This window comes from Gemmiger sp., assembly GCF_057431175.1.
This window is the reverse complement of sequence record NZ_DBMDDV010000001.1, coordinates 98,149-119,022: the sequence shown is the minus strand read 5'-3', so window position 1 is coordinate 119,022 and position 20,874 is coordinate 98,149. Positions and strand designations below refer to the sequence as shown.

The following is a 20,874-nucleotide window of genomic DNA, read 5'->3' as shown; positions in this document are numbered from 1 at the left end:
AAAAGAGGAGGCCTTTACCCCCATGGAACAGGTCAAGACGTTTTACCGGCGGTACCGCTGGTTATTTTTAGCGGCGGCCTATCTGCTGGTGTTTGCGGTGGGCGTGCTGTATCTGCGCGTCACCATCAGCATCCCGCCGGAAGGGGACGACAAATTAACGCTGAACCGTTGGATGTACGACTTCCAGCGGATGCCCTTCTGGCAATACCTATTGCAGGACTTGCAGGGGCGGCTGCGGTATTTCACCCTGCAGGAGGTTCGGTTCTTTCCGTTCCACTACCCCAACGCGGTAGCGCTGCTGTTTTACGGCAGTTTGAGCCATTACCGGCTCTACATCATTGCCTGGACCGGGGCGGCGGCGTTCCTGGTCAGCCGGGTGGCCGCGCGGTTCGGCAGCGGGGATGCCCTGGCGCTGGGCGGCTTTACGCTGGCCATGGCGGCGGCCCCCATCTGGAACGAGGGTATGTACAGCTACTACGCCGTGCCCCAGCGGGCGCTGTTCTGGGCCATGGCGGCCTGGCTCTGCCTGTTTGGGTGGGAGAATTCCCACCGCCGCGGCTGGGCTGCAGCGGCAGCGCTGCTCTCCTTCGTCGCCTGCGGTACTTATGAAATTGGCTATATGTTCGCGGCGCTGGCCTTTGTGGTTTGGTGCCTGCGTGCCCGCAGCGTCAAAGCCGGGCTGTTCAACACCGCCCCCGCGCTGGGCGGCATGGGCGTGGCGCTCATATTCCATATGCTGTGCGGTCGCAGCGGCGGCACCGGCAATCAGGTCTCACTGGATATCCCCCAGGTGCTGCGCGTGCTGGTGCAGCAGATGGCTGCGTCCATCCCCGGGCTGAACTCCCGCATTTTGCAGGAGGATTGCGGCGTACTCTCCAACGGCGACCGACTGTGGCCGCTGGTGCTGGGCGTGCTGGCCGGACTGCTGCTTTTCTTCGCCGTGCCGCGCGAAAAACTGAACCGCAAAATGTTGGGCGCCGCCGCCGGGTTTGGCCTGGCGGTCTGGGCACTGCCCGCACTGCTGCTGGCGCTGTCTGCCCGCTACCAGGCTCCCGGGGCCATCACCTGGAAGTGGGGCTACATCCCCGCCGCCGCGAGCTCCATCGGCTTTGCGCTGGTGGTGGCCGTGCTGCTGGCTGCGCTGGCGGGTGCCTGCCGCAAGCTGCCCCAAATTTTGTCCATTCTGGCGCGGCTGGGCCTGACCGCCGCGCTGGCCGCCGGGCTTTGCCTGAACGGCTCCTACCTGCGGGGCGTCGTGCGCACTCACCACGCCGAGAATCTGGATAACTACCAGTTCTTTGTGCGCACCATCCAATCCGGCCTGGCAGATGCCGTCCAGCCCGGGGATCTCATTCTCTGCAATGAGAATGTCTGGGACAGCAACGCCGACGCCGAGACGGCCTTTTTCAGCCGGTTCACCGGGCGCGACTTGCACGCTGCCGTGCTGGGCACGACCTACGATGCCCCCGCCGGGAACACCTACGCCTACCAGACCTACCGCAAGTACGGCGGGTACGACCTGGCCTGGTGCGGCAGGCTGCAAAGCGCCGACAGTGACCTGATGGACGGCGTGCAGGTTTATGTGCAGAGCGCCTGCGTGCCCGATAATGCAGTCATCAAGTACAAAGTCCGCCTGGCCGACGGCACCGAGGAAGCCCGCGCCATCTGCCTGCTGGACTGTACCCAGACCCCGCGGGACGCCAACGGCGACTACCTTGCCACCGTGGAGGACAGCGGTATCGTGAATGCCAAGCTCATGATCTGGGACGGCTAACTAAAAGAGGATTTACGGATGAAACATTTCTTTGCTTTCTGCAAGCGCAACCGGCTGTTCGCTGCCCTGTTGGCGGTGGAGCTGGCCGTGCTCTGCGTGCTGGCGGCCGGTCTGTTCGGTGCGCCTTACAAGCTGACGATGACCCCCGACCTGTTCGAGAACCCCTTCCCGGACATTGCCTCCAACGAGGGGGATCACTTCCAGGTGTGGAACCAGACGAACTTCCAGACCAGTGACCCGCTGGATTTCCCTTCTGCCGGGCAGACGGTGCGGTCCGGCGCGTATGAGGTGACGGTGCAGTATTTCTCCTGCCAGACGCCCGACGCGCCCACCTTCAATATGCTCAACTCCGCCGGTACATTGAGCTTTTCCAGCGCCATGGTTCCCTCGGCGGTCAGCGCCGACACCCTGCGGCTGGATGACTGCCACCGCACCCTGACTACCCGGCTGTGGGTCAGCAGCGGCGCACGGCTCAACGATTTGACCGCCACGCTGCACTACAACGGCCAGGGCCAGCTCTATCTCTACGCCATCACCCTGACCGAGCAGCCCATCTACCGCGTCACCCGGCTGCTGGGCTTTGCGCTGTTCTTCGCGGTCGTGGACTTCCTGCTCTGGCTGCTGTTTGCCAAAACAGGGGAGGAGGGCGCTGCCAGCCGCCGTGCCCTGCGGCTGCCGCTGGCGCTCATCGCCATCACGGCGTTTGCCTGCCTGCCGCTGTTCAGCAATTATCTCTACTTCGGCCACGATATGGACTACCACCTGCAGCGCATTTCTGCCATGGCGGCGGAGCTGTCCTATGGCCAGTTCCCGGTGCGGTTCACCACCACGACGCTGAACGGCTACGGCTACGCGAACCCGCTGTGCTACTGCGAGCTGTTTTTGCTATTGCCCGCGCTGCTGTACAACCTGTGGCTGCCGCTGCGCACCTGCTACCAAATCTACCTGTTTGCTGTGACGCTGGTCACCTGCGCCATTGCCTATTACAGCTTTGCCAAAATCGCGGCCAGCCGCCGCCTGGGCCTGCTGGGGGCACTGCTTTACACCCTGTCCTGCTACCGGCTCGTCTGCGTCTACACCCGCGCCGCTGCGGGCGAATTCACGGCCATGGCCTTCTTCCCGCTGGTGCTGGCGGGCCTGTACGGCATCTACACCAGGGACAAGCCCCGCTTTGCCGATTGGCTGCCCATGTCGCTGGGCATGGCGGCCATGGTGCAGAGCCATCTGCTCTCCTGCGAGTTGACGGCGCTGCTGCTCATCCTCTTCTGCCTGCTGCGCCTGCGGGAGACGCTGCGCCCCGCGCGGCTGCTGGCCTGGGTCAAGGCCGCACTGCTGGCCGTGGGGTTGAGCGCGTGGTATCTGGTGCCGTTCTTCCTCTCCACTTCGTCGATTCCCTTCATGGTCAATGGCCCTCTGATCGGCAAAATTCAGTTCCAGGGCCTCTACCTGATACAGCTGTTCAACCCCTTCTATAACGGCTTTGCGGGCGCGGATGCGGGCACGAACCCCGACATGATGCTCTCGCTGGGGCTGCCGCTGATTCTGGGGCTGGGGCTGGTCGTGTTCTGCCTGCTGCGCCGCCGCGACGCCCAGGGCCAGGCCGCGTCCATCCTGACGACGGCCGCCGGGTTCTTTGCGCTGACGGTGTTTTTGGCGCTGCACATCTTCCCCTGGGATTACGTGCAGACCACGCTGGGCCGCACGGCGGGCAAGCTGGCCGGGCTGTTCCAGTATCCGTGGCGTTTCCTCTCGCTGGCGACGGTGCTGCTCTGCCTGGCGGTCATTATGGCCGTCAAGCTGCTGACGGCGCGTGACCGCCGCCTGGGGCTGACCGCCACCGTAGTGCTGGCCGCTGCCGCCCTGTTTATGACCGGGGCCATGCAGGCGCAGATGCTCAACGGCCAACGCGAGGTCAGCTACAATGTGTTCAGCTACGAAAACCCGACGAGCTGCATCGGCGTGGGGGAGTACCTCATCGACGGCACCAGCTCCTACGAGACGATCTGGGCGCAGCCCAAGCCGGGCAGCGATGAGCTGCACCTGGTCAGCTATGAGAAAAAGCAAGGCGTCGCCTACGTAAGCGTACAGAACGACGGCGGCGAGGCAACCATTTCGCTGCCTATCTTTAACTACGGCAACTACTACGCGGCCGACGAAAACGGCCAACCCTTTACCATCACCAGCGGCGAGAACGAGCGTATTGTGCTTACGATCCCCGCCAACTACACCGGCACTGTGCGTGTCTGGTACCAGGCCCCCGGCTTCTGGCGCGTGTTCGAGGTCATTTCCGCCTTGAGCCTGCTGGGCACGGTGGGGTACAGTGTGTTCGCCCGCCGCAAGCGCCGCGTGGCCGTCACCGTGTAAAAACGAGGTTTCTTCATGCCAAACCGCATCAACTATCAGCTGGAAATGGAAAAGGTCCTGCGCACACTGGACGGCACGCGGCCAAAGCTCTTGCTGCACGCCTGCTGTGCGCCCTGTTCCAGCGCAACGTTGGAACGCCTGGCCGCGCATTTCGACATCACGATCTTATACTACAACCCCAACATCTACCCGCCGGAGGAGTACCACCGCCGGGAGGCCGAGCTGGAACGCTTTGTGGAGGAGGCGGGCTACCACTACCCGGTGGTGGAGCTGCCCTACGACCCGCAGGAGTTTTACACCGCCGTGAAGGGGCTGGAGAGCGAGCCGGAGAAGGGCGCACGCTGCACGGTCTGCTACCGGCTTCGGCTGGAACAGGCCGCCCGCTATGCCGCCGCGCACGGCTTTGACTGGTACTGCACGACGCTGTCCATCTCGCCCATGAAGGACCCCATCCGCCTGAACGACCTGGGCACCGAACTGGGCAAGCAGTACGGCGTGCCGTTTTTGCCCAGTGAGTTCCGCAAAAAGGACGGCTACAAGCGCAGTTTACAGTTGAGCGCCGCGTATGGGTTGTACCGGCAGGATTACTGCGGGTGTGTATTCAGCAAAAAAGAAAGAGAACGTCCCTCCGCCCCTGCAAACGTTATCCCCTAAACAGGAGTTACCTTTATGACATTCTACCAAATCGCATTTCTATTTTTCACTTACTCGTTTCTGGGCTGGGTGGGAGAGGTCGTCTTTACGGCGGCGGTCCGCCGCAAGTACCAGGACCGGGGCGTTCTGAGCGGCCCGCTGTGCATTTTGTACGGCATCGGCGGTCTGGTCATCACGTTTGCTTTGGGGGATATGAGCCGCGACGGCTGGTTCTTCCTCTTTGTGTTCAGCGCCGTCTACGCCACCGTCATTGAGTGGATCGGCGGGCACATTTTGGAGCGCACCTCCCACACCCGCTGGTGGGATTACAGCACTATGCCGTTCAGCCTGGACGGTTACATCTGCCTGGGTGCATCGGCCACCTGGGGCGTGCTGGGCGTTGTGCTGCTCAAGTGGGGCAACCCGCTTTTGCTGGCGCTGTTCAGCCTGATTCCCCATGGCCTGGCCGCCGTAGTGCTGTGGGCATCGCTGGTGGTGCTGGGCATTGATCTGGTCGGCACACTGCTGGCTATGGCGGGCCTGCGCTACAAGTGGCCCGCCGCCAAGGCCATCGAAAACCGCCTTGCCAACATGACGGTGCGCGGCGGTATGTGGATCCTGGATCGTGTGGAGCGCCGTATGGCCAAAGCCCACCCGGCCCTGACCTTTGCCCGCCCCGAACGGCAGCAAAGTGGCACCTTTGCCGCCGGGTGCAGCCCCTATAAAATCATTCTGCTGTTCTTCATCGGCGCGTTCTTGGGCGATATCACCGAGACCATTTTCTGCCGCGTCACGGGCGGCGAGTGGATGAGCCGTTCCAGTGTGGTGTGGGGCCCGTTTTCTATCGTGTGGGGCCTCGCCATCGCGCTGGTCACACAGCTGCTCTACCGCTACAAGGACAAACCCGCCAGCTGGCTGTTTGTCACCGGCACGCTGCTGGGCGGCGCCTATGAGTACCTGTGCAGCGTCTTTACCGAGGTCGTGTTCGGCGCGGTGTTCTGGGATTACAGCGCGATACCGTTCAATTTGGGCGGGCGTATCAACCTGCTGTACTGCTTCTTCTGGGGCTTTGCGGCGGTGGCGTGGTTCAAAGTGCTGTACCCGCCGATTTCTGCCGCCATCGAAAAGCTGCCCCGCCGCTTCGGCACGGTGCTGACCTGGGCGCTCTGCGTGTTCATGGCGGCGGATATGGTCGTCAGCTCGGCTGCGCTGGTGCGCTACAACGACCGCCTGAACGGCGTTCCCGCCGCGAACAGCATCGAAACTTATTTAGACGAGCACTACGACAATGACCGGATGTATAAGGTGTACCCGAAGGCGGTGCATACAGGGTAATTGCAAAAATCTTTGTATATTCCGCACATATGTGTTATAATAATTTTGTATCTGTTGTATAAGAATCGAGGAGGCGACCGGCTGTGAACCGCAACGAGGGAAATGAACTGTACCTGAAAGCCCAAAAGCTGGCACTGCGCGATTACCGGGAGAAAATGCTTGCCGGGCAATCGCCGTTTCTGCCTGTGCTGGACGATATCCTGCAAAATGTCCCGGTGGAAAATCAAATTCCCCTCGGCCAGGTGGATATCCCGCTGAATCTGCTGGTGGGCACCAAAACGACTGGCCGCACCGCAGCGTTCGCATCCAACTTTATGCCGCTGCTGGACCTCAAGACCGAGTTTGCCAGTAAGTGGGTCAACCTCTGCCTGTCTCATCTGGAAGAGGGCATCCGCGACCCCATCCGCTGCTATGAGTACATGGGTCGCTTCTATGTGCAGGAGGGCAACAAGCGCGTCAGCGTGCTGAAATACTTTGACGCGACCAGCATTCTGGGCAATGTCATCCGCGTCGTGCCGCAGTACAGCGACGACCCCGCCGTGCAGATGTACTACGAGTTCATGCACTTTTACCCCATCACACAGAACTATCTGCTCACCTTCACCAAGCCCGGCAGCTATGCCCGCCTGCAAAAAATCCTGGGCAAAGGCCCGGATGAAAAGTGGAGCGGCGACGACCGCGCCGAGGTATTATCCCTTTACAACTGGGTCGAAAAGGCTTTTTTGGCCCACGGCGGCGCAAAACTGCGCTGCACAGTGGGCGACGTACTGCTGCTGTTGCTGCGCGTTTACACCAAAGAGGAGCTTGCCAAGCTCAGCCCTAATGAGTTGAGCGAGAAGCTCGACGCCCTGTGGGACGATGTGCTGGCCCTGCAAAAGGCTGACCCCGTGCGTGTCAGCGACAAACCCGCCGAGCCGAAGCAGACCGGGCTGTTGGACCGCATTCTGCCCGGCAAGCACACCGCACCCAGCCACTTGAAAGTTGCCTTTGTCCACGAGCGCACCCCCGGGACCAGCTCCTGGACGAGCCAGCACGAGTTTGGACGTACCCAGTTGGACACCGTATTTGCGGGCCAGGTCGAGACGACCGCCTACTTCAACGCAGTCCCCGGTGAGAACGCCGATGCCTTGGTCGAGCAGGCCATTGCCGACGGCGCAGACGTTGTTTTCACCACCAGCCCCAAGCTGGTGGGTGCGTCCTTACGCGCCGCCGTCAAGCACCCGCAGGTTCGCATTCTGAACTGCTCGATGGAGATGCCCTATGCCAGCATCCGCACCTATTACACCCGCGTGTACGAGGCCAAGTTCATCACCGGCGCGATTGCCGGTGCCATGGCGGGCACGGACCGCATCGGCTATGTGGCCGACTACCCGAGCTTTGGCGTACCCGCCAACATCAACGCCTTTGCGCTGGGCGCCCGCATGGCGAATCCCCGCGCCCGCATTGAGCTGTTGTGGACCTGCCTGCCTGACCAGGCCGACCCGCTGCACACCTTCACCCAGAAGGGCATCACGGTTATTTCGGGCCGCGACGCACCGATGCCCAACCGCCCGCAGCGGGAGTTCGGCACATTTTTGGTGCGCCCCGGCGGCGTATTGCAGGACCTGGCTACGCCGTTCTGGCACTGGGGCCAGTTCTATGAGAATGTCATCCGCACCGTTTTGAACGGCGGCTGGGTGCGGGATAAATCCGGCACCGACGGCCGCGCCGTCAACTATTGGTGGGGCATGAACAGCGGCGTCATGGACGTGCTGCTCAGCCGCGAACTGCCGCCCGATGTCAACCATCTGGCACAGATCCTGCGTTCCGGCGTCACTTCCGGTATGATCGATCCGTTCCACTGCCGCATCACGGCGCAGGACGGCAGCGTCAAGAACAGCGGCCGCCATGGGCTGGACCTGGAGCAGATCGCCCACATGGACTACCTGTGCGACGCCGTAGACGGCCACATTCCCGAATATGACGAGCTAGCCGATATCGCGAAGCCGATGTACCGTATGCAGGGCATCCACCGCGATCTTCTCCCGGTGGAGAAGGAGGCCGAGCTGTGAAGATTCTAGCTATCGCCGACGAGGAATGCAAGGCCCTGTGGGACTATTTCACCCCGGACAAGCTGGAAGGGGTCGAACTGATCATCGCCTGCGGCGATTTGAGCCGCCACTATCTGGAATACTTAGCCACCATGGCCCCGATGCCGGTCCTCTACGTACACGGCAACCACGATGAAAGCTACGACCTGCTCCCGCCGCAGGGGGTCATCTGCATTGATGACGAGGTCTATGTCCACAACGGCCTGCGGGTGGCGGGGCTGGGCGGCAGCTGCCGCTACCACACCGGTGCCTGGCAGTTTACCGAAGCCGAAATGAAAAAACGGGTCAACCGCCTGCGCGGCAAGATCGACCGCCACGGCGGGGTGGACATCTTAGTCACCCACGCGCCGCTGCACGGCTACGGCGACATGACCGACCTGCCACACCGCGGGTTCACGGCGTTTTCCACGCTGCTGGACCGCTATCACCCGCAGTATATGCTGCATGGGCACATCCATTTGAACTACGGTGCCTCCATCCCGCGGGAGCACACCTACGGCACCACCCGCATCGTCAACTGCTTTGAGAGGGTTTATCTGGATGTGGACGCCCCCGCCCCCAAGCCCCGGCACCGCTTGTTTGCCGGGCTGCTGGGCAACCATCGGTAGGGGCGGCCATTGGTCGCCCGCCAGGCTACCGCACGGTTCCCGGGCGAGCAATGCTCGCCCCTACATTCCAAACCTTCTCGTTACAAGGAGAACTATTTCTATGACTAAAATTGCCGTATTCGGTGCCGGCACCTGGGGTATTGCGCTGGCGCGGCTGCTGGCCGCCAATGGCCGCGATGTGACCGTGTGGAGCGCGATCCCGGCAGAGCTGAAATCGCTTTCCACCACCCGCCGCCATCCCAACCTGCCCGGTATGGAACTGCCCGCCGCCATGCACTACACCGCCGATATCGCCGAGGCCTGCACGGGCCGCGATATTCTGCTCTTTGCGGTGCCGTCTCCTTTTGTGCGTGCCACCGCCAAAAAGGCCGTCCCGCACATCCCGGAGGGCCAGATCATCGTCGATGTCGCCAAAGGCGTTGAGGATAAGACCCTGATGACCATGAGCGAGATTATTGAGGACGAGCTCACCAAGGCAAAGCGCACGGCCCGGGTCGTGGCGCTGTCCGGCCCCACCCACGCCGAGGAAGTCGCCCGCGATATGCCCACCGCCATCGTGGCCGCCAGCGCCGACGAGGACGCCGCCAAGACTGTGCAGAAAATTTTCAACACACCGACCTTCCGCGTCTATACCAACGACGACCGCCGCGGCACCGAGCTGGGCGGCGCGGTCAAGAACGTCATTGCGCTGGCCGTCGGCATCGCGCTGGGCTTGGGCTACGGCGACAACGCCAAGGCCGCCCTTATCACCCGCGGCAACGCCGAGCTTTCCCGTCTGGGCATCGCCATGGGCTGCAAGCCCGAGACATTTGCGGGCCTGTCCGGCATGGGCGATCTGATCGTCACCTGTACCAGTATGCACAGCCGCAACCTGCACGCCGGTATGCTGATTGGCCGCGGCAAATCCGTCGAGGACGCCAAGACTGAGGTCGGCCAAGTCGTTGAGGGCATCAACGCGCTGCCCGCCGCCTGCCACCTTGCCAAAAAGTACAAAGTCGAAATGCCCATCGTGCAGGCTGTGGAAGCCATCCTCGACGGCAAGCTCGAAGCCCGCAACGCCCTGATGGCGCTGATGGGCCGCAATCTGAAGAGGGAGTAACCCCATGGCGGATATCAAAGCTGCATTTTTTGACATTGACGGTACGCTGCTGCCTTTTGAGGCCAAGCACCTGCCCGCCTCAACGGTGGACGCGCTGGCCCGGCTGCGCAAAAACGGCGTCAAAACGTTTATTGCTACCGGCCGCCCGCCGGTACATCTGCCGTACCTGCACGCGCTGGACGGCATCCCCTTTGACGGCTATGTCACGATGAACGGCCAGTACTGCTACCTGGCCGACGGCGAGCTGCTGTACACCAAGTACATCCCGGCGGCATCGCTGCAAACGCTGCTGCCGTACATTGAAAAAGAACAGCTGTCCGTCGGTTTTGTAGGCAAGGACTTCTGCCGGTTCAACCTTATCAACGATTGGAGCCGCAACTTTGCCAAAAAGCTGGAGCTGGGGGCCGGGGATGTTGCCGCGCTGATCCAGCACGAGGATATTTACCAGCTCAGCGCGTTCCTGCCGCCGGAGAAGGAGGCCGAGTTCCTGCGCCGCTGCCCCGGCTGCCTGGCTGTGCGCTGGGAGGATGATTTTTGCGATATCCTACCCGAGGGCGGCGGCAAGCCTAACGGCCTGGCCCACACGCTGGCGCACCTGGGGCTGACCCGGGAGCAGTGCATCGCCTTTGGTGACGGCGGCAATGATGTGACGATGCTGGACTATGCGGGCATCGGCGTCGCCATGGGCAACGCCTGTGATACCGCCAAGCAGGCCGCGGATTATGTCACGGATGATATTATGAAAGACGGCCTGGCGAAGGCGTTGGGGCATTTCCATCTGATTTGATTGTAGGGGCCGGGCATGCCCGGCCTGCAGCCTTGCCATAACTGCTCGTCTGTCTTGCACAACCGGGCCAGGCATGCCTGGCCCCTACATCTCTACAAAAATAACGCCCCCAACCGTTTTTGGTTGGGGGTGCTGCTATTTTCACCGATTCTTCTTCATAAACGCCTTGACCGCAATTACCAGCGCGGCGTACACCACGCCGCCGATGGCCCAGATGAACCAACTGTACTGCGGCTGGCCGTTTCCCTGGGGGCCGAAGGTGTACCACAGGAAGATGGCGACCACTACCAGCCAGTAGGCGGCAGTCAGCGCGTTTATGCGGCTCTTGATGGCTTTGTTTGGGCGGGTGTAGTCGCCCTCCTCCAACAGCTGATCCATGGCATCCCGCACCGTGCCCACCCGCACAAAGGCGTAGACGCCGCAGGCCACCAGGGCCAGCACCAGGCAGATGGACGCCGACACCAAAAACGACGCACCAACCATCATGGCAGCAAACACCGGCACCGCCGACAAAACGCAGAGCACCGTGCCGAGGATGTTGGCCTTGTCGTACTGCGGCGCAAAGGCGTCGCGGCGCTCCTTCGCAAGGCCGGTGACGCCGTACTCAGTCTCAATGGCCTGCTTTTGCAAAAATTCATACGCCCGCACCGACGCGCTGCACTGCATGAAGATAGCCACCGCTGCGGCGATGATGACCAGCAGCGCAATGAGGCCGATGCCCTCCGCCAGGTCATCCCAGATGCCGAACAGGCCGGCCTCGCTCAACGCCCCCAGCGCCAGCAGCGGGATGGGGGAGACGACACAGAGCGCCGTCGCCAGCGCCAGCCTGGGCGCGTTGGCCTTGGCCTTGGCAAGGTAATCGTTGGCCTGGGCCAGCGTCACCCGGGGCAGGGGAGAGGTATCGTCCTCGGTGTACTCCGGCTCGGCCGCGTCGTCTTTTAAAAGGTAGTCGGTCGTCACGCCGAACAGGCAGCTCAGCTGCAAGATTTTGTCAATGTCGGGCACAGACTGTGCGCCCTCCCACTTGGATACCGACTGCCGGGTCACGTTCAGTTTCTCGGCCAGTTCCTCTTGGGACCAGCCCGCCTTTTTGCGCAGGGTGATAAGTTTGTCTGCAAAGATCATTTGGGTGTACCTCCTTCAATTTCCTTGCCCTTATCCTACCAGAATCCCCGGTTGCACACCATAAATCGGCCCCGGCAATCTGTCAACTGTGGGTTGCGTTTGCGGGCAGATACCAGTCAATTTTCGATACACCGTTATTTTCTAAAAAAGCATTTACTTTGCCAAACGGTGCCGAGCCAAAGAACCCGCGGTAGGCCGAAAGCGGGCTGGGGTGGGCAGATTCCAGCACCAGCACCGGGCGGCGGGCGGCGGCCTTCTCAAAAATCGCCGCGTATTTCTGGGCGGGCTTGCCCCACAGCACGGCGGCCAGCGGGGCCGTGCCTGCAGCGGCGGCGTATTCCAGCGCCGCGCGGGTGAACGTCTCCCACCCATGGCTCGCGTGGGCGTTGGCCGCGCCCTGCTCTACGGTCAGCACGGTGTTCAGCAGCAGCACCCCCTGCTGCGCCCAGGGGGTCAGGTCGGTGTGGGCGGCACAGCCGGGGCCGAACTCGCTCTCCAATTCCTTAAAGATGTTGCGCAGGCTCGGCGGGGCCTTGCAGCCGTCCGGCACCGAGAAGGAAAGCCCCATAGCCTGGCCCGGCTCATGGTAGGGGTCCTGCCCCAGGATGACCACCCGCACCGCCGATGCCGGGCAGGCGCGGAACGCCGCAAAGATATTTTCCGGCGCGGGGTAGACGGTCTTTTTCGCCGCAGCCGCTGTCACAAAGGCGTCTAATTCCGCAAAATACGGCTTTGCCCGCTCCTGCGCAAAAAACGGCTGCCAATCGGTGGCGGATAATCTGTCGAGTTCGGCGGTTAAAAGCATAGTGAATCTCCTCGGTAGCTTTGTAGGGGCCGGGCATGCCCGGCCCGCGCGTGTAAAACAGGCGGTCGTTCACGGGAAAGTTGCGGGCCGCATATGTGCGGCCCCTACATAGGTGCCCTCACACATTTTTCACAAGTATATCACACCCCCGCAGGGGTTGCAATAGCGGCAAAAATGCGGTATAATATCATTTATGTTGCGGCGTTGTGCCGCAAAGCCAATCATAAAGGGGAGAACCAAATCCATGCGTTCCATTAAAACCAAGCTGTTCAGCCTTGCCATGGCTGTTTCCATGGTGCTGGCGCTGGCTGGCTGCGCCATGTCCACGCCGTCCACCGTCGGCTCCATCGGCGGGATCGAGATCCCGGCCGGTATCTACCTGCTGGCCCAGTACAACTCCTACAACACCGCCGCCAACGCGGCAGAGCTTGCCACCGGCGAGACTGCCTCCGACGTCAAGGCCGTGCTGAAGGCCACCTGCACCGGCACCATCGGTGATGAGGAAGTCACCGCCACCGGCAGTGAGTATGTTGCCAAGCTGACAGACCGCGCCATTTCCTACTACGCCGAGGTCGAGCGCCGCTTTACCGAGATGAACGGCGTGCTGGATGACGCCGCTACCGCCGAGGCCGCCGACACTGCCGACAACCTGTGGTCCACCAACGGCGACCTGTATACCGCCAATGGCATTTCCAAGACGAGCCTGCAGACCTACCTGCTCAACGCCCAGAAGGCCAAGGCTCTGCTGAAGATGACCTACGGCCCCGACGGTACGACGCCTGTGGCCGAGGACGAGTACACCGACTTCGTCAACAACGACTGCTACTACATCGAGGCTGTGCAGTTCCCGCTGGTGGATTACTCCACCTACTCGATGGCCGATGACGACCAGAAGGCCGCCATCATGGCCACCGCCGAAAGCTGCATGGCCGAATTGAACACGACCGCCACCGCCGAGACCGCCAGCAACAGCGCCCTGTACACCGCCGCCATGACCTATGTGCCGCAGGCGATGGCCGCCATGGGCAGCAGTCTGGACGCCAGCCAGGCCGTTTACTACGCAGCTTCCCAGCTGTACACGCCGGACGACCTGAGCAGCTACGGCAGCGACGAGTACAACAACCTGACCGACCCGCTGGACGAGGCCGGGCTGAACCACTGGACCACCATCAACCTGGGCACGACGATTCTGGTTGCCCGTAAGATTGATCCGTTCAAGACCTACACTGTGGACGAGCTGAACAGTATGTACGACCTGTTGAGCGGCATGAAGTCCACCGACATCCAGAGCGAGCTGTACGCCGCCGGTGCCGCACTGGAGCATAACCTGAACAGTTCCGCCCTGAACACATACAGCGCATCCAAGATTAAAAAGAACGTTTGAGCGTAAAACGCTTGGCCGGGAGCAGCATTGTTTGCTCCCGGTCTTTTTGTTGAGGAGGATCCCCTATGACGAAAAACAAATCCGTGAACTTCCTGCTGCAAATGCTGGGCTGCTTTATCTCGGCGGCGGGCATTTACAGCTTTGCGGTCGCGTCCGAAGTCCCCGTCACCGGCGTTGCGGGCATCTGCGCCATTCTGTACCGCCTGTTCGGCATCCCCATGGGTTTGAGCAATGTGCTGATCAACATTCCCATTATCCTTTGCACGTATAAATTGCTCGGCAAATCGTTTTTTATTCGCAGTGTCTACTGCATGGTGCTGTTTGCGGTGTTCACCGACTATCTGCTGCCGCTCATGCCGGTCTATCAGGGCGACCGCCTGCTGGCCACAATCTGCGGCGGCGTGGTGGGCGGCATCGGCGACGCACTGATCTACATGAACAATTCCAGCACCGGCGGCCTGGACTTCATCACCATGGGCATCAAGGCCAAGCACCCGCACCTTCCATTTGGCAACATCACCTTTGCGGCGGCGCTGGCGGTCATTCTGCTCAACGGCGCGGTTTTCCAGGATGTGGATTCTATTATCTACGGTATCATGTTCAATTTCATTGTGTCCGCCGTCATTAACAAGATGATGTTCGGCTTCTCGTCGTCGATGCTGGCAATGATTATCACCGACGACGGCGCGGCCGCCTGTGCTGAGATTGACCGGGTAGCGGACCGCGGCTCGACGATTTTGCAGGGCCGCGGCGGCTACGGCGGCCAGCCGAAGGACGTGGTGCTCTGTGCCTGCTCCAACAAGCAACTGTACGAGATTGAGCACGCTGTCCAAGCCATCGACCCCGGCTGTTTCATCATCATGCTCCAATCCAACGAAGTCCACGGCGAGGGCTTCAGGCAGTTGGAATTGGGGAAGAACGAGAACAAGTCAGAATAAGTAAGTATCATACACACGCTGATTTTGCGCAATTCTATGAAGCATAGGTTGCCAAAATCGGCGTGTTTCTTTATGATAAGGGCAAAACAATGCAGGAGGGTTTTCCTATGGATGCTACAAAAATCGGAACGTTTATCGCCGCCGAACGCCGCGCCAAGGGCTGGACGCAGCGCCAGCTGGCCGACAAACTTCAACTGACGGACAAAGCAGTCAGCCGTTGGGAGACAGGAAAGGGCCTGCCGGATGTTTCGTTTTTGCTGCCGTTGGCCGCTGCTTTGGACATCAGCGTTGGTGAGCTGCTGGCAGGGGAGAGCCAGCCCCAGCCGCCTGCGGTACAGGCCGCCGAGACACGCACAGCGGAACAGCTTGCCAGCTACACGCAGGAGCTTGGCCCGCAGCTGCGCCGCCGCCGTGCCTGCACAGTGCTGGCCGGGTTGCTGCTGTTTGCCGCAGCGTTTTTATCTCTGCAATTTCTGCGGCTGTTGATGGGCGGGGCGGGCATCCATGGTCTTAGCGTAACGTCTCTGCTACTGCTTGTCGTTCTGCCGTTTGTTTTTGCGACATTCTCCTTTTGGCTGCTGCGCCTGCTCTGCACGGATGGCCTGGCGGAAACGCGGGCTTTTCGCCGTGCATCTGCTATGGCCGTGGCTGGGCTGTGGCTGTTCGATTTGTACTTTGCCACAGCATTTTCCGGATGTGTAGCGTTCCCGGTGCTGGATTTCTGGCGCGACCCATCGTGGCAGGCAAATGTAAATCTGGTGCCGTTTCGGCAAATCATGCAGTACCTGCTCTGTCTGGTGCCGAGGCAGGGGTACTTGAACGGCGGCGGGTATGCGTTCCGCGGACATTTTGCCTTCTGGATGAACTTTTTCGTGTTTTCCGTGCCGGTTCTGCTGCTGCCGCGTATCTCGCCCCGCTGGCGCGGGGCAGGGGCCGCCGTCTGGCTTGCCGTGTTGGGCGGCAGTGTGATCGAGGTCACGCAGCTGTTTGTGCGCACCGATACCGCACCATTCCGGTTTGACGTGGACGCTATCCTTTTGCGGGTACTCGGGGCGGTAGTGTTCTGGCGTATCGGCAGGATACCCGCCGTAAAAAAGTTGTTGGCACATCTGTTTTAGTCGCAGTGGATGGGATTTATCCCTCCCGGGGGCGCGGGCCGCTCTTGCACTGTATATCTCTCACCACACCGTAGGGGCCGGGTATGCCCAGCCCGCGCGTGTATGGCAAGCACCCCTTCGCGGGAAGGCCACGCGGGCGGATATGGAATCCACCCCTACATCCTCTGTCCCAGAAATGGCTCTATGTAGAGCGGCCTGAGGGCAGGCCGCCCTACAACCGCCCAATAAACTAAGCACCACTCCGTGGGGCGTCGAGGCCGCCGCCCCTTACAAACGCAAAATGCCCCTGGCAGCGTGGTTGCTGTCAGGGGCACTACTATTATTAAATTAGTAGTTCTTCGCTTCTTCCTCGCCGGTCATGACGCGGAGAGCACCCTGGCAGAGGGCAAGCAGCTCGTCCTCGCCGGGGTAAGTGGTGACAGGGGCAATCCAGCCGAGGTAATCGGTCAGGGTCTTGGCGGTGAACGGGTTGTAGGCAATGCCGCCGGTCAGGATGATCTGGTCTACTTTGCCGTGCAGGACAGCGGCCATAGCGCCGGCATCCTTGGCAATCTGGTAGAAGAATGCCTCCCAGACCTGCTTTGCCAGCGCGTCGCCGGACTCCGCCATCTTGCCGACCTCGCGGGCATCGTTGGTATGCAGATAACCGTTGAAGCCGCCGTTGCCGCAAATCTTCTTGTAGATTTCCTTCTGGGTGTACTTGCCGCTGAAGCACATCTTGACCAGGTCGCCCACAGGCACGGTACCGCTGCGCTCGGGGCTGAAGCAGCCCTCGCCGTCCAGGATATTGTTGACGTCCACGACTTGGCCGTGGTCATGGGCACCAACCGAGACGCCGCCGCCCATGTGGATGACGATGAGGTTCAGATCCTCGTAGCGCTTGCCGTTCTCCTTGGCAAAGCGGCGGGCAACGGCCTTCTGGTTCAGCGCGTGGAAGATAGAGCGGCGGGGCAGCTCCGGCATACCGGAAATGCGCGCCTTATCGGTCAATTCATCAACGACGACGGGGTCAACGATGTAGCTGGGCACGCCCAGGGAATCACCGATCTCGCGGGCGAGGATACCGCCCAGGTTGGAGGCGTGCTGGCCCTGGACACCGGCCTTCAGGTCAGCCAGCAGGGCATCGCTGACGGCATAGGTGCCGCCGGGGATGGGTTTGAGCAGACCGCCGCGGCCCACGATGACGTTGAGGGTCTTGGGATCGCAGTCCTTTTCTTTCAGAAAGTCCAGAATGATCTCCTTTCGGAAGTCCTTCTGGTCGATGACGCTGGCATACTTGGCGATTTCCTCGGTGGGGTGGCGCAGCGTTTCTTCAAACAGCAGGGTCTCATCCTCGAACACACCGACCTTGGTGGAGGTGGAGCCGGGATTGATGACCAGGGTTTTGATGGACATTGTGAACGTCTCCTTTTTACATTCTTTGGCTTCCCCCAAGGGGGAAGCTGCCGCCCGCAGGCGGCTGATGAGGGGCAGCCTTATTGTGATTGCCCGCCGGATGGCTGCCGCAAACCCGCCCCTCATCCGGCCTTCGGCCACCTTCCGTCTACGCGCTAAGAGCCGCCTTCGGCGGTTGCGCTCCGACACGCGCCTGCGGGCGCAGCCCCTCGGGGGAAGGCATTTTTTACTGGTTCAGTCCAGCCGCGACAACAGCGGCCAGCGCGATGGAGTTGACCTTTGTCTGGAAGGAATCGCTGCGGCTGGTCAGGATGGCGGGTACCTTGGTGCCGGTCAGGATGCAGCCGTTCTTGCAGTCGGCGGTATGGACCAGCGTCTTGTAGACGAGGTTGCCCGCCTGGATGTCGGGGAACAGCAGGATATCCGCATGGCCGGCGGCCGGGCGGTCCTGGGCGCCCTTGTGGTGGGCAGCCTCGGGGTCAATGGCAATATCCATGGACAAGGGGCCGTCGACGACGCAGCCGGTGATCTTGCCCTCGGCGTTCATCTTGCGCAGCTCGTCGGCATCGACGGTGCAGGGCATCTTCGGGTTGACGACCTCAACAGCGGCCAAGGGCGCAACCTTGGGGCACTCGACGCCGCAGGCATGGGCCACAGCAACGGTATTCTCGATGATATGTACTTTATCTTCCAATGTCGGGTAGGTCATGAAGGCGACGTCGGTCAAGAACAGCAGCTGCTCGATGCCCTTGACCTCGAACACGGCGACGTGGGACAGGGTGTTGCCGGTGCGCAGGCCGACTTCCTTGTCCAGCACACTCTTCAGGAAGGTCTTGGTATCCAGCAGGCCCTTCATGTACATATTGGCCACGCCGTCGTGGGCCAGCTTGACGGCCTTGAGAGAAGCCTGCACCTTGTCAGGTTCATTGATGATCTCATAGTCGGAGAGGTCGATGTTCAGTTCGGCCGCGATCTTGCGGATGGCTGCCTCGTCACCGACGAGGATTGCATCGGCGATGCCCTGCTTGTGGGCAGCGTCAACAGCCTCCAGGACGGCGTCGTCCTCGGCAGCGGCAACGGCCAGCTTCTGCTTGCCACAGGTCTTTACTTTTGCGATCAGGTCCTCAAAATTCATTTTACAGCACCTCGTTTTACTCTTTCAGACGCGGGACGCTCTCAAAGCCCCGTATGTTAAAATAATAACACGTTATGGTCCATGGGTCAAGAGGGGGAAGGGGAGAAGGGGGTTAAAAAATTGTTTTTTCGACGTTTCCCGCTTCGCAGGGTTCGATGCCCGCCCCTACAAATGGAGCCGATAAACTGTCCAAAAAAGATTTTTTTCTGCGTCTGCCTATATAAATAGGTAGTCAGCTTGGTTTTTTTCTCAAATTTGACTGAATTTCAACAAATTCGTCATTGACAAAACCTTAACAAGATGGTAAAACTATAGTAGCGGTTCAAGGAGACTTGACCGCAGCGGCACCAGTCCGCCGTACTTCCTGACCCAATGGACAACCAAAGAGCCAGCGTCGGCGCAGGTGCCTAGCTTTACCCCTAAAGTTGTTTAATTTTTAACAGGTAAGGCGTTATTCCAAACCGAAAGGTTCACACATTCATGTCCACCATTGCCATGTATCCCGGCAGCTTCGACCCCGTCACCAACGGGCATCTCGATATTATCAAGCGCTCCAGCCGTATGTTTGACAAAGTGATTGTCGCGGTGCTGGTCAACAGTGCCAAGACCCCGCTTTTCACGGTCGAGGAGCGCGTTGCCATGCTGCGGGATGCCTGCAAGAATATCCCGAACGTCGAGATTGACTCCTTCAACGGCCTGACGGTCAGTTTCGCCAAGCAGAAGGGCGCGACCGTCATGGTGCGCGGCCTGCGGGCAGTCACGGATTTCGAGAATGAGATTCAGCTGGCCCACACGAACTTCGCCATGATGCCCGAGATCGAGACAGTGTTCCTGGCGACGGCCATCAAGTGGAGTTACCTTTCCTCCACCATCGTGCGGGAGGCTGCCCACTATGGGCAGGATGTTTCCCGCTTTGTGCCCCGCAACGTTGAAAAGGCCCTCATCGTCAAGAGGGAAGCAGGGGAGTTATAGCGCATTCATGCCGCACGTATCGTCGGCTTGAAGATAGATAGTTACTCAATAGTCCATCCAAAAGAGACTTATTTTAGGAGGCTACTTATGAAAAAGATCGTCATTGCCAGCGCCTGCCGTACTGCCATCGGTAAGTTCGGCGGCACCCTCGCCAATGTCCCCGCTGCAGAGCTGGGCTCCATTGTCATCAAGGAGGCTCTGGACCGCGCACACGTCAAGCCCGAGCAGGTCGACCATGTCTACATGGGCTGCGTTATCCAGGCTGGCCTGGGCCAGAACGTTGCACGTCAGGCTTCTCTGAAGGCTGGTCTGCCCATCGAGACCCCCGCTGTCACCGTCAACGTGGTCTGCGGCTCCGGTCTGAACTGTGTCAACATGGCTGCCCAGATGATCGAGGCCGGCGATGCCGACATCGTCGTTGCAGGCGGCATGGAGAACATGGACATGGCTCCCTTCGCCATGATGAAGGGCCGCTATGGCTACCGTATGGGCTCCCCCATGGGCAAGAGCGAGCTGGTCGACACGATGGTCAATGACGCTCTGTGGGACGCCACCGGCTTCAACATGCACATGGGCATGACCGCCGAGAACGTCTGCACCAACGAGACCTACCAGAAGAAGTACGGTTACAGCCCCATCAGCCGTGAGCAGCTGGACGAGTTTGCCTTCCATTCTCAGGAGAAGGCCGCTAAGGCTATCGCCGACGGCGCTTTCAAGGACGAGATCGTTCCCGTTGTCATCAAGGGCAAGAAGGGCGACACCGTGTTTGATACCGACGAAGGCCCCCGCATGAGCTCCATGGAGGTTCTGGGCAAGCTGAAGCCCTGCTTCAAGAAGGACGGCATCGTCACCGCCGCCAACTCCTCCGCCATCAACGACGGCGCTGCTGCTCTGGTCGTCATGAGCGAGGAGAAGGCCAAGGAGCTGGGCGTTGAGCCTCTGGCCACCTGGGTCGCCGGTGCTCTGGCCGGTGTTGAGCCCGAGGTCATGGGCCTGGGCCCCATCGCCGCCACCAAGAAGGTCATGGCCAAGACTGGCCTGACCGTGGACGACATGGATCTGATCGAGGCCAACGAGGCTTTTGCCGCTCAGTCTGTTGCCGTCGGCGAGGCTCTGCACTTCGACCAGGAGAAGCTGAACGTCAACGGCGGCGCTATTGCGCTGGGCCATCCCGTCGGCGCTTCCGGCGCCCGTATTCTGGTCACCCTGCTGTACGCCATGAAGCATCGCGGCGCTCACAAGGGCCTGGCTACCCTGTGCATCGGCGGCGGCATGGGCTGCGCCACCATCGTTGAGATGTAATTACCGGAGG

The 20,874-nt window shown here is 60.8% G+C and carries 17 protein-coding genes; 13 read left to right on the top strand and 4 right to left on the bottom strand.

The genetic code is table 11. The features are described 5' to 3' along the window. Positions 1-22 precede the first annotated feature (22 nt). The 8 genes from ACZO0A_RS00560 to ACZO0A_RS00525 all read left to right on the top strand — a co-directional run bounded on the left by ACZO0A_RS00560 (position 23) and on the right by ACZO0A_RS00525 (position 10,690). The gene (locus ACZO0A_RS00560) at positions 23-1,774 is read left to right on the top strand and encodes a hypothetical protein (RefSeq protein ID WP_486845900.1); all 1,752 of its coding nucleotides are present in this window, start codon (positions 23-25) and stop codon (positions 1,772-1,774) included. Positions 1,775-1,792: 18 nt separating this feature from the next. Next, a complete protein-coding gene (locus tag ACZO0A_RS00555; protein ID WP_486845899.1) occupies positions 1,793-4,138 on the top strand; it encodes a hypothetical protein in 2,346 nt (781 codons plus the stop codon). 15 nt (positions 4,139-4,153) lie between these two features. Further along, entirely contained in the window at positions 4,154-4,792 is a 639-nt protein-coding gene (locus tag ACZO0A_RS00550) for an epoxyqueuosine reductase QueH (protein ID WP_417066467.1), read from the top strand. A gap of 15 nt (positions 4,793-4,807) precedes the next feature. Beyond that, positions 4,808-6,106, top strand: a complete 1,299-nt coding sequence (locus tag ACZO0A_RS00545) for a putative ABC transporter permease (RefSeq protein ID WP_486845898.1) — start codon at positions 4,808-4,810, stop codon at positions 6,104-6,106. Positions 6,107-6,189: 83 nt separating this feature from the next. Next, positions 6,190-8,157, top strand: a complete 1,968-nt coding sequence (locus ACZO0A_RS00540; protein ID WP_294718531.1) for a BMP family ABC transporter substrate-binding protein — start codon at positions 6,190-6,192, stop codon at positions 8,155-8,157. Then, on the top strand, positions 8,154-8,804 hold the full coding sequence (locus ACZO0A_RS00535) for a metallophosphoesterase family protein (protein ID WP_302375122.1): 651 nt from the start codon (positions 8,154-8,156) through the stop codon (positions 8,802-8,804). Before ACZO0A_RS00540 ends, ACZO0A_RS00535 begins: the two co-directional genes overlap by 4 nt. A gap of 100 nt (positions 8,805-8,904) precedes the next feature. Next, positions 8,905-9,903, top strand: coding sequence for an NAD(P)H-dependent glycerol-3-phosphate dehydrogenase (locus tag ACZO0A_RS00530; protein ID WP_215693901.1), 999 nt, complete (start codon positions 8,905-8,907; stop codon positions 9,901-9,903). Positions 9,904-9,907: 4 nt separating this feature from the next. Next, positions 9,908-10,690 carry a Cof-type HAD-IIB family hydrolase gene (locus tag ACZO0A_RS00525; protein WP_302370832.1) on the top strand — a complete coding sequence of 261 codons (783 nt, stop codon included), beginning with the start codon at positions 9,908-9,910 and terminating at the stop codon, positions 10,688-10,690. Between the two features lie 141 nt (positions 10,691-10,831). Here the strand turns inward: ACZO0A_RS00525 and ACZO0A_RS00520 are convergent, their stop codons facing one another. Then, positions 10,832-11,815: a helix-turn-helix domain-containing protein gene (locus ACZO0A_RS00520; protein ID WP_302375120.1), complete on the bottom strand. Its 984-nt coding sequence runs from the start codon at positions 11,813-11,815 to the stop codon at positions 10,832-10,834. A gap of 82 nt (positions 11,816-11,897) precedes the next feature. After that, entirely contained in the window at positions 11,898-12,620 is a 723-nt protein-coding gene (locus tag ACZO0A_RS00515) for a uracil-DNA glycosylase (protein ID WP_302375117.1), read from the bottom strand. A 244-nt stretch (positions 12,621-12,864) separates the two neighbouring features. Between ACZO0A_RS00515 and ACZO0A_RS00510 the strand changes: the two genes are divergently transcribed. From ACZO0A_RS00510 to ACZO0A_RS00500, 3 genes are all read left to right on the top strand, one after another. Next, the gene (locus ACZO0A_RS00510) at positions 12,865-14,004 is read left to right on the top strand and encodes a hypothetical protein (RefSeq protein ID WP_302375116.1); all 1,140 of its coding nucleotides are present in this window, start codon (positions 12,865-12,867) and stop codon (positions 14,002-14,004) included. 65 nt (positions 14,005-14,069) lie between these two features. Further along, positions 14,070-14,942, top strand: coding sequence for a YitT family protein (locus tag ACZO0A_RS00505; protein WP_215693911.1), 873 nt, complete (start codon positions 14,070-14,072; stop codon positions 14,940-14,942). A 107-nt stretch (positions 14,943-15,049) separates the two neighbouring features. Beyond that, the gene (locus tag ACZO0A_RS00500; RefSeq protein WP_302375113.1) at positions 15,050-16,060 is read left to right on the top strand and encodes a helix-turn-helix domain-containing protein; all 1,011 of its coding nucleotides are present in this window, start codon (positions 15,050-15,052) and stop codon (positions 16,058-16,060) included. A gap of 327 nt (positions 16,061-16,387) precedes the next feature. Here ACZO0A_RS00500 and buk read toward each other — a convergent pair whose 3' ends face one another. Both buk and ptb read right to left on the bottom strand, forming a co-directional pair. After that, entirely contained in the window at positions 16,388-17,455 is a 1,068-nt protein-coding gene (gene buk / locus ACZO0A_RS00495) for a butyrate kinase (RefSeq protein ID WP_215693915.1), read from the bottom strand. A 226-nt stretch (positions 17,456-17,681) separates the two neighbouring features. Beyond that, positions 17,682-18,590, bottom strand: coding sequence for a phosphate butyryltransferase (ptb, locus tag ACZO0A_RS00490; RefSeq protein ID WP_078783194.1), 909 nt, complete (start codon positions 18,588-18,590; stop codon positions 17,682-17,684). Positions 18,591-19,070: 480 nt separating this feature from the next. On the opposite strand from ptb, the gene coaD reads away from it, so the two are divergent. Both coaD and ACZO0A_RS00480 read left to right on the top strand, forming a co-directional pair. After that, positions 19,071-19,562: a pantetheine-phosphate adenylyltransferase gene (gene coaD / locus ACZO0A_RS00485; RefSeq protein WP_291231989.1), complete on the top strand. Its 492-nt coding sequence runs from the start codon at positions 19,071-19,073 to the stop codon at positions 19,560-19,562. A gap of 87 nt (positions 19,563-19,649) precedes the next feature. Beyond that, complete coding sequence (locus tag ACZO0A_RS00480; RefSeq protein WP_291231988.1) at positions 19,650-20,864, top strand: thiolase family protein; 1,215 nt, start codon at positions 19,650-19,652, stop codon at positions 20,862-20,864. Positions 20,865-20,874 lie beyond the last annotated feature (10 nt).

Coding starts and splice junctions, on each gene's coding strand:
- ptb (WP_078783194.1), bottom strand. CDS start 18,590: ATGAATTTTGAGGACCTGATCGCAAAAGTAAAGACCTGTGGCAAGCAG.
- ACZO0A_RS00545 (WP_486845898.1), top strand. CDS start 4,808: ATGACATTCTACCAAATCGCATTTCTATTTTTCACTTACTCGTTTCTG.
- ACZO0A_RS00505 (WP_215693911.1), top strand. CDS start 14,070: ATGACGAAAAACAAATCCGTGAACTTCCTGCTGCAAATGCTGGGCTGC.
- buk (WP_215693915.1), bottom strand. CDS start 17,455: ATGTCCATCAAAACCCTGGTCATCAATCCCGGCTCCACCTCCACCAAG.
- ACZO0A_RS00515 (WP_302375117.1), bottom strand. CDS start 12,620: ATGCTTTTAACCGCCGAACTCGACAGATTATCCGCCACCGATTGGCAG.
- ACZO0A_RS00500 (WP_302375113.1), top strand. CDS start 15,050: ATGGATGCTACAAAAATCGGAACGTTTATCGCCGCCGAACGCCGCGCC.
- ACZO0A_RS00510 (WP_302375116.1), top strand. CDS start 12,865: ATGCGTTCCATTAAAACCAAGCTGTTCAGCCTTGCCATGGCTGTTTCC.
- ACZO0A_RS00480 (WP_291231988.1), top strand. CDS start 19,650: ATGAAAAAGATCGTCATTGCCAGCGCCTGCCGTACTGCCATCGGTAAG.
- ACZO0A_RS00550 (WP_417066467.1), top strand. CDS start 4,154: ATGCCAAACCGCATCAACTATCAGCTGGAAATGGAAAAGGTCCTGCGC.
- ACZO0A_RS00525 (WP_302370832.1), top strand. CDS start 9,908: ATGGCGGATATCAAAGCTGCATTTTTTGACATTGACGGTACGCTGCTG.
- coaD (WP_291231989.1), top strand. CDS start 19,071: ATGTCCACCATTGCCATGTATCCCGGCAGCTTCGACCCCGTCACCAAC.
- ACZO0A_RS00520 (WP_302375120.1), bottom strand. CDS start 11,815: ATGATCTTTGCAGACAAACTTATCACCCTGCGCAAAAAGGCGGGCTGG.
- ACZO0A_RS00560 (WP_486845900.1), top strand. CDS start 23: ATGGAACAGGTCAAGACGTTTTACCGGCGGTACCGCTGGTTATTTTTA.
- ACZO0A_RS00555 (WP_486845899.1), top strand. CDS start 1,793: ATGAAACATTTCTTTGCTTTCTGCAAGCGCAACCGGCTGTTCGCTGCC.
- ACZO0A_RS00530 (WP_215693901.1), top strand. CDS start 8,905: ATGACTAAAATTGCCGTATTCGGTGCCGGCACCTGGGGTATTGCGCTG.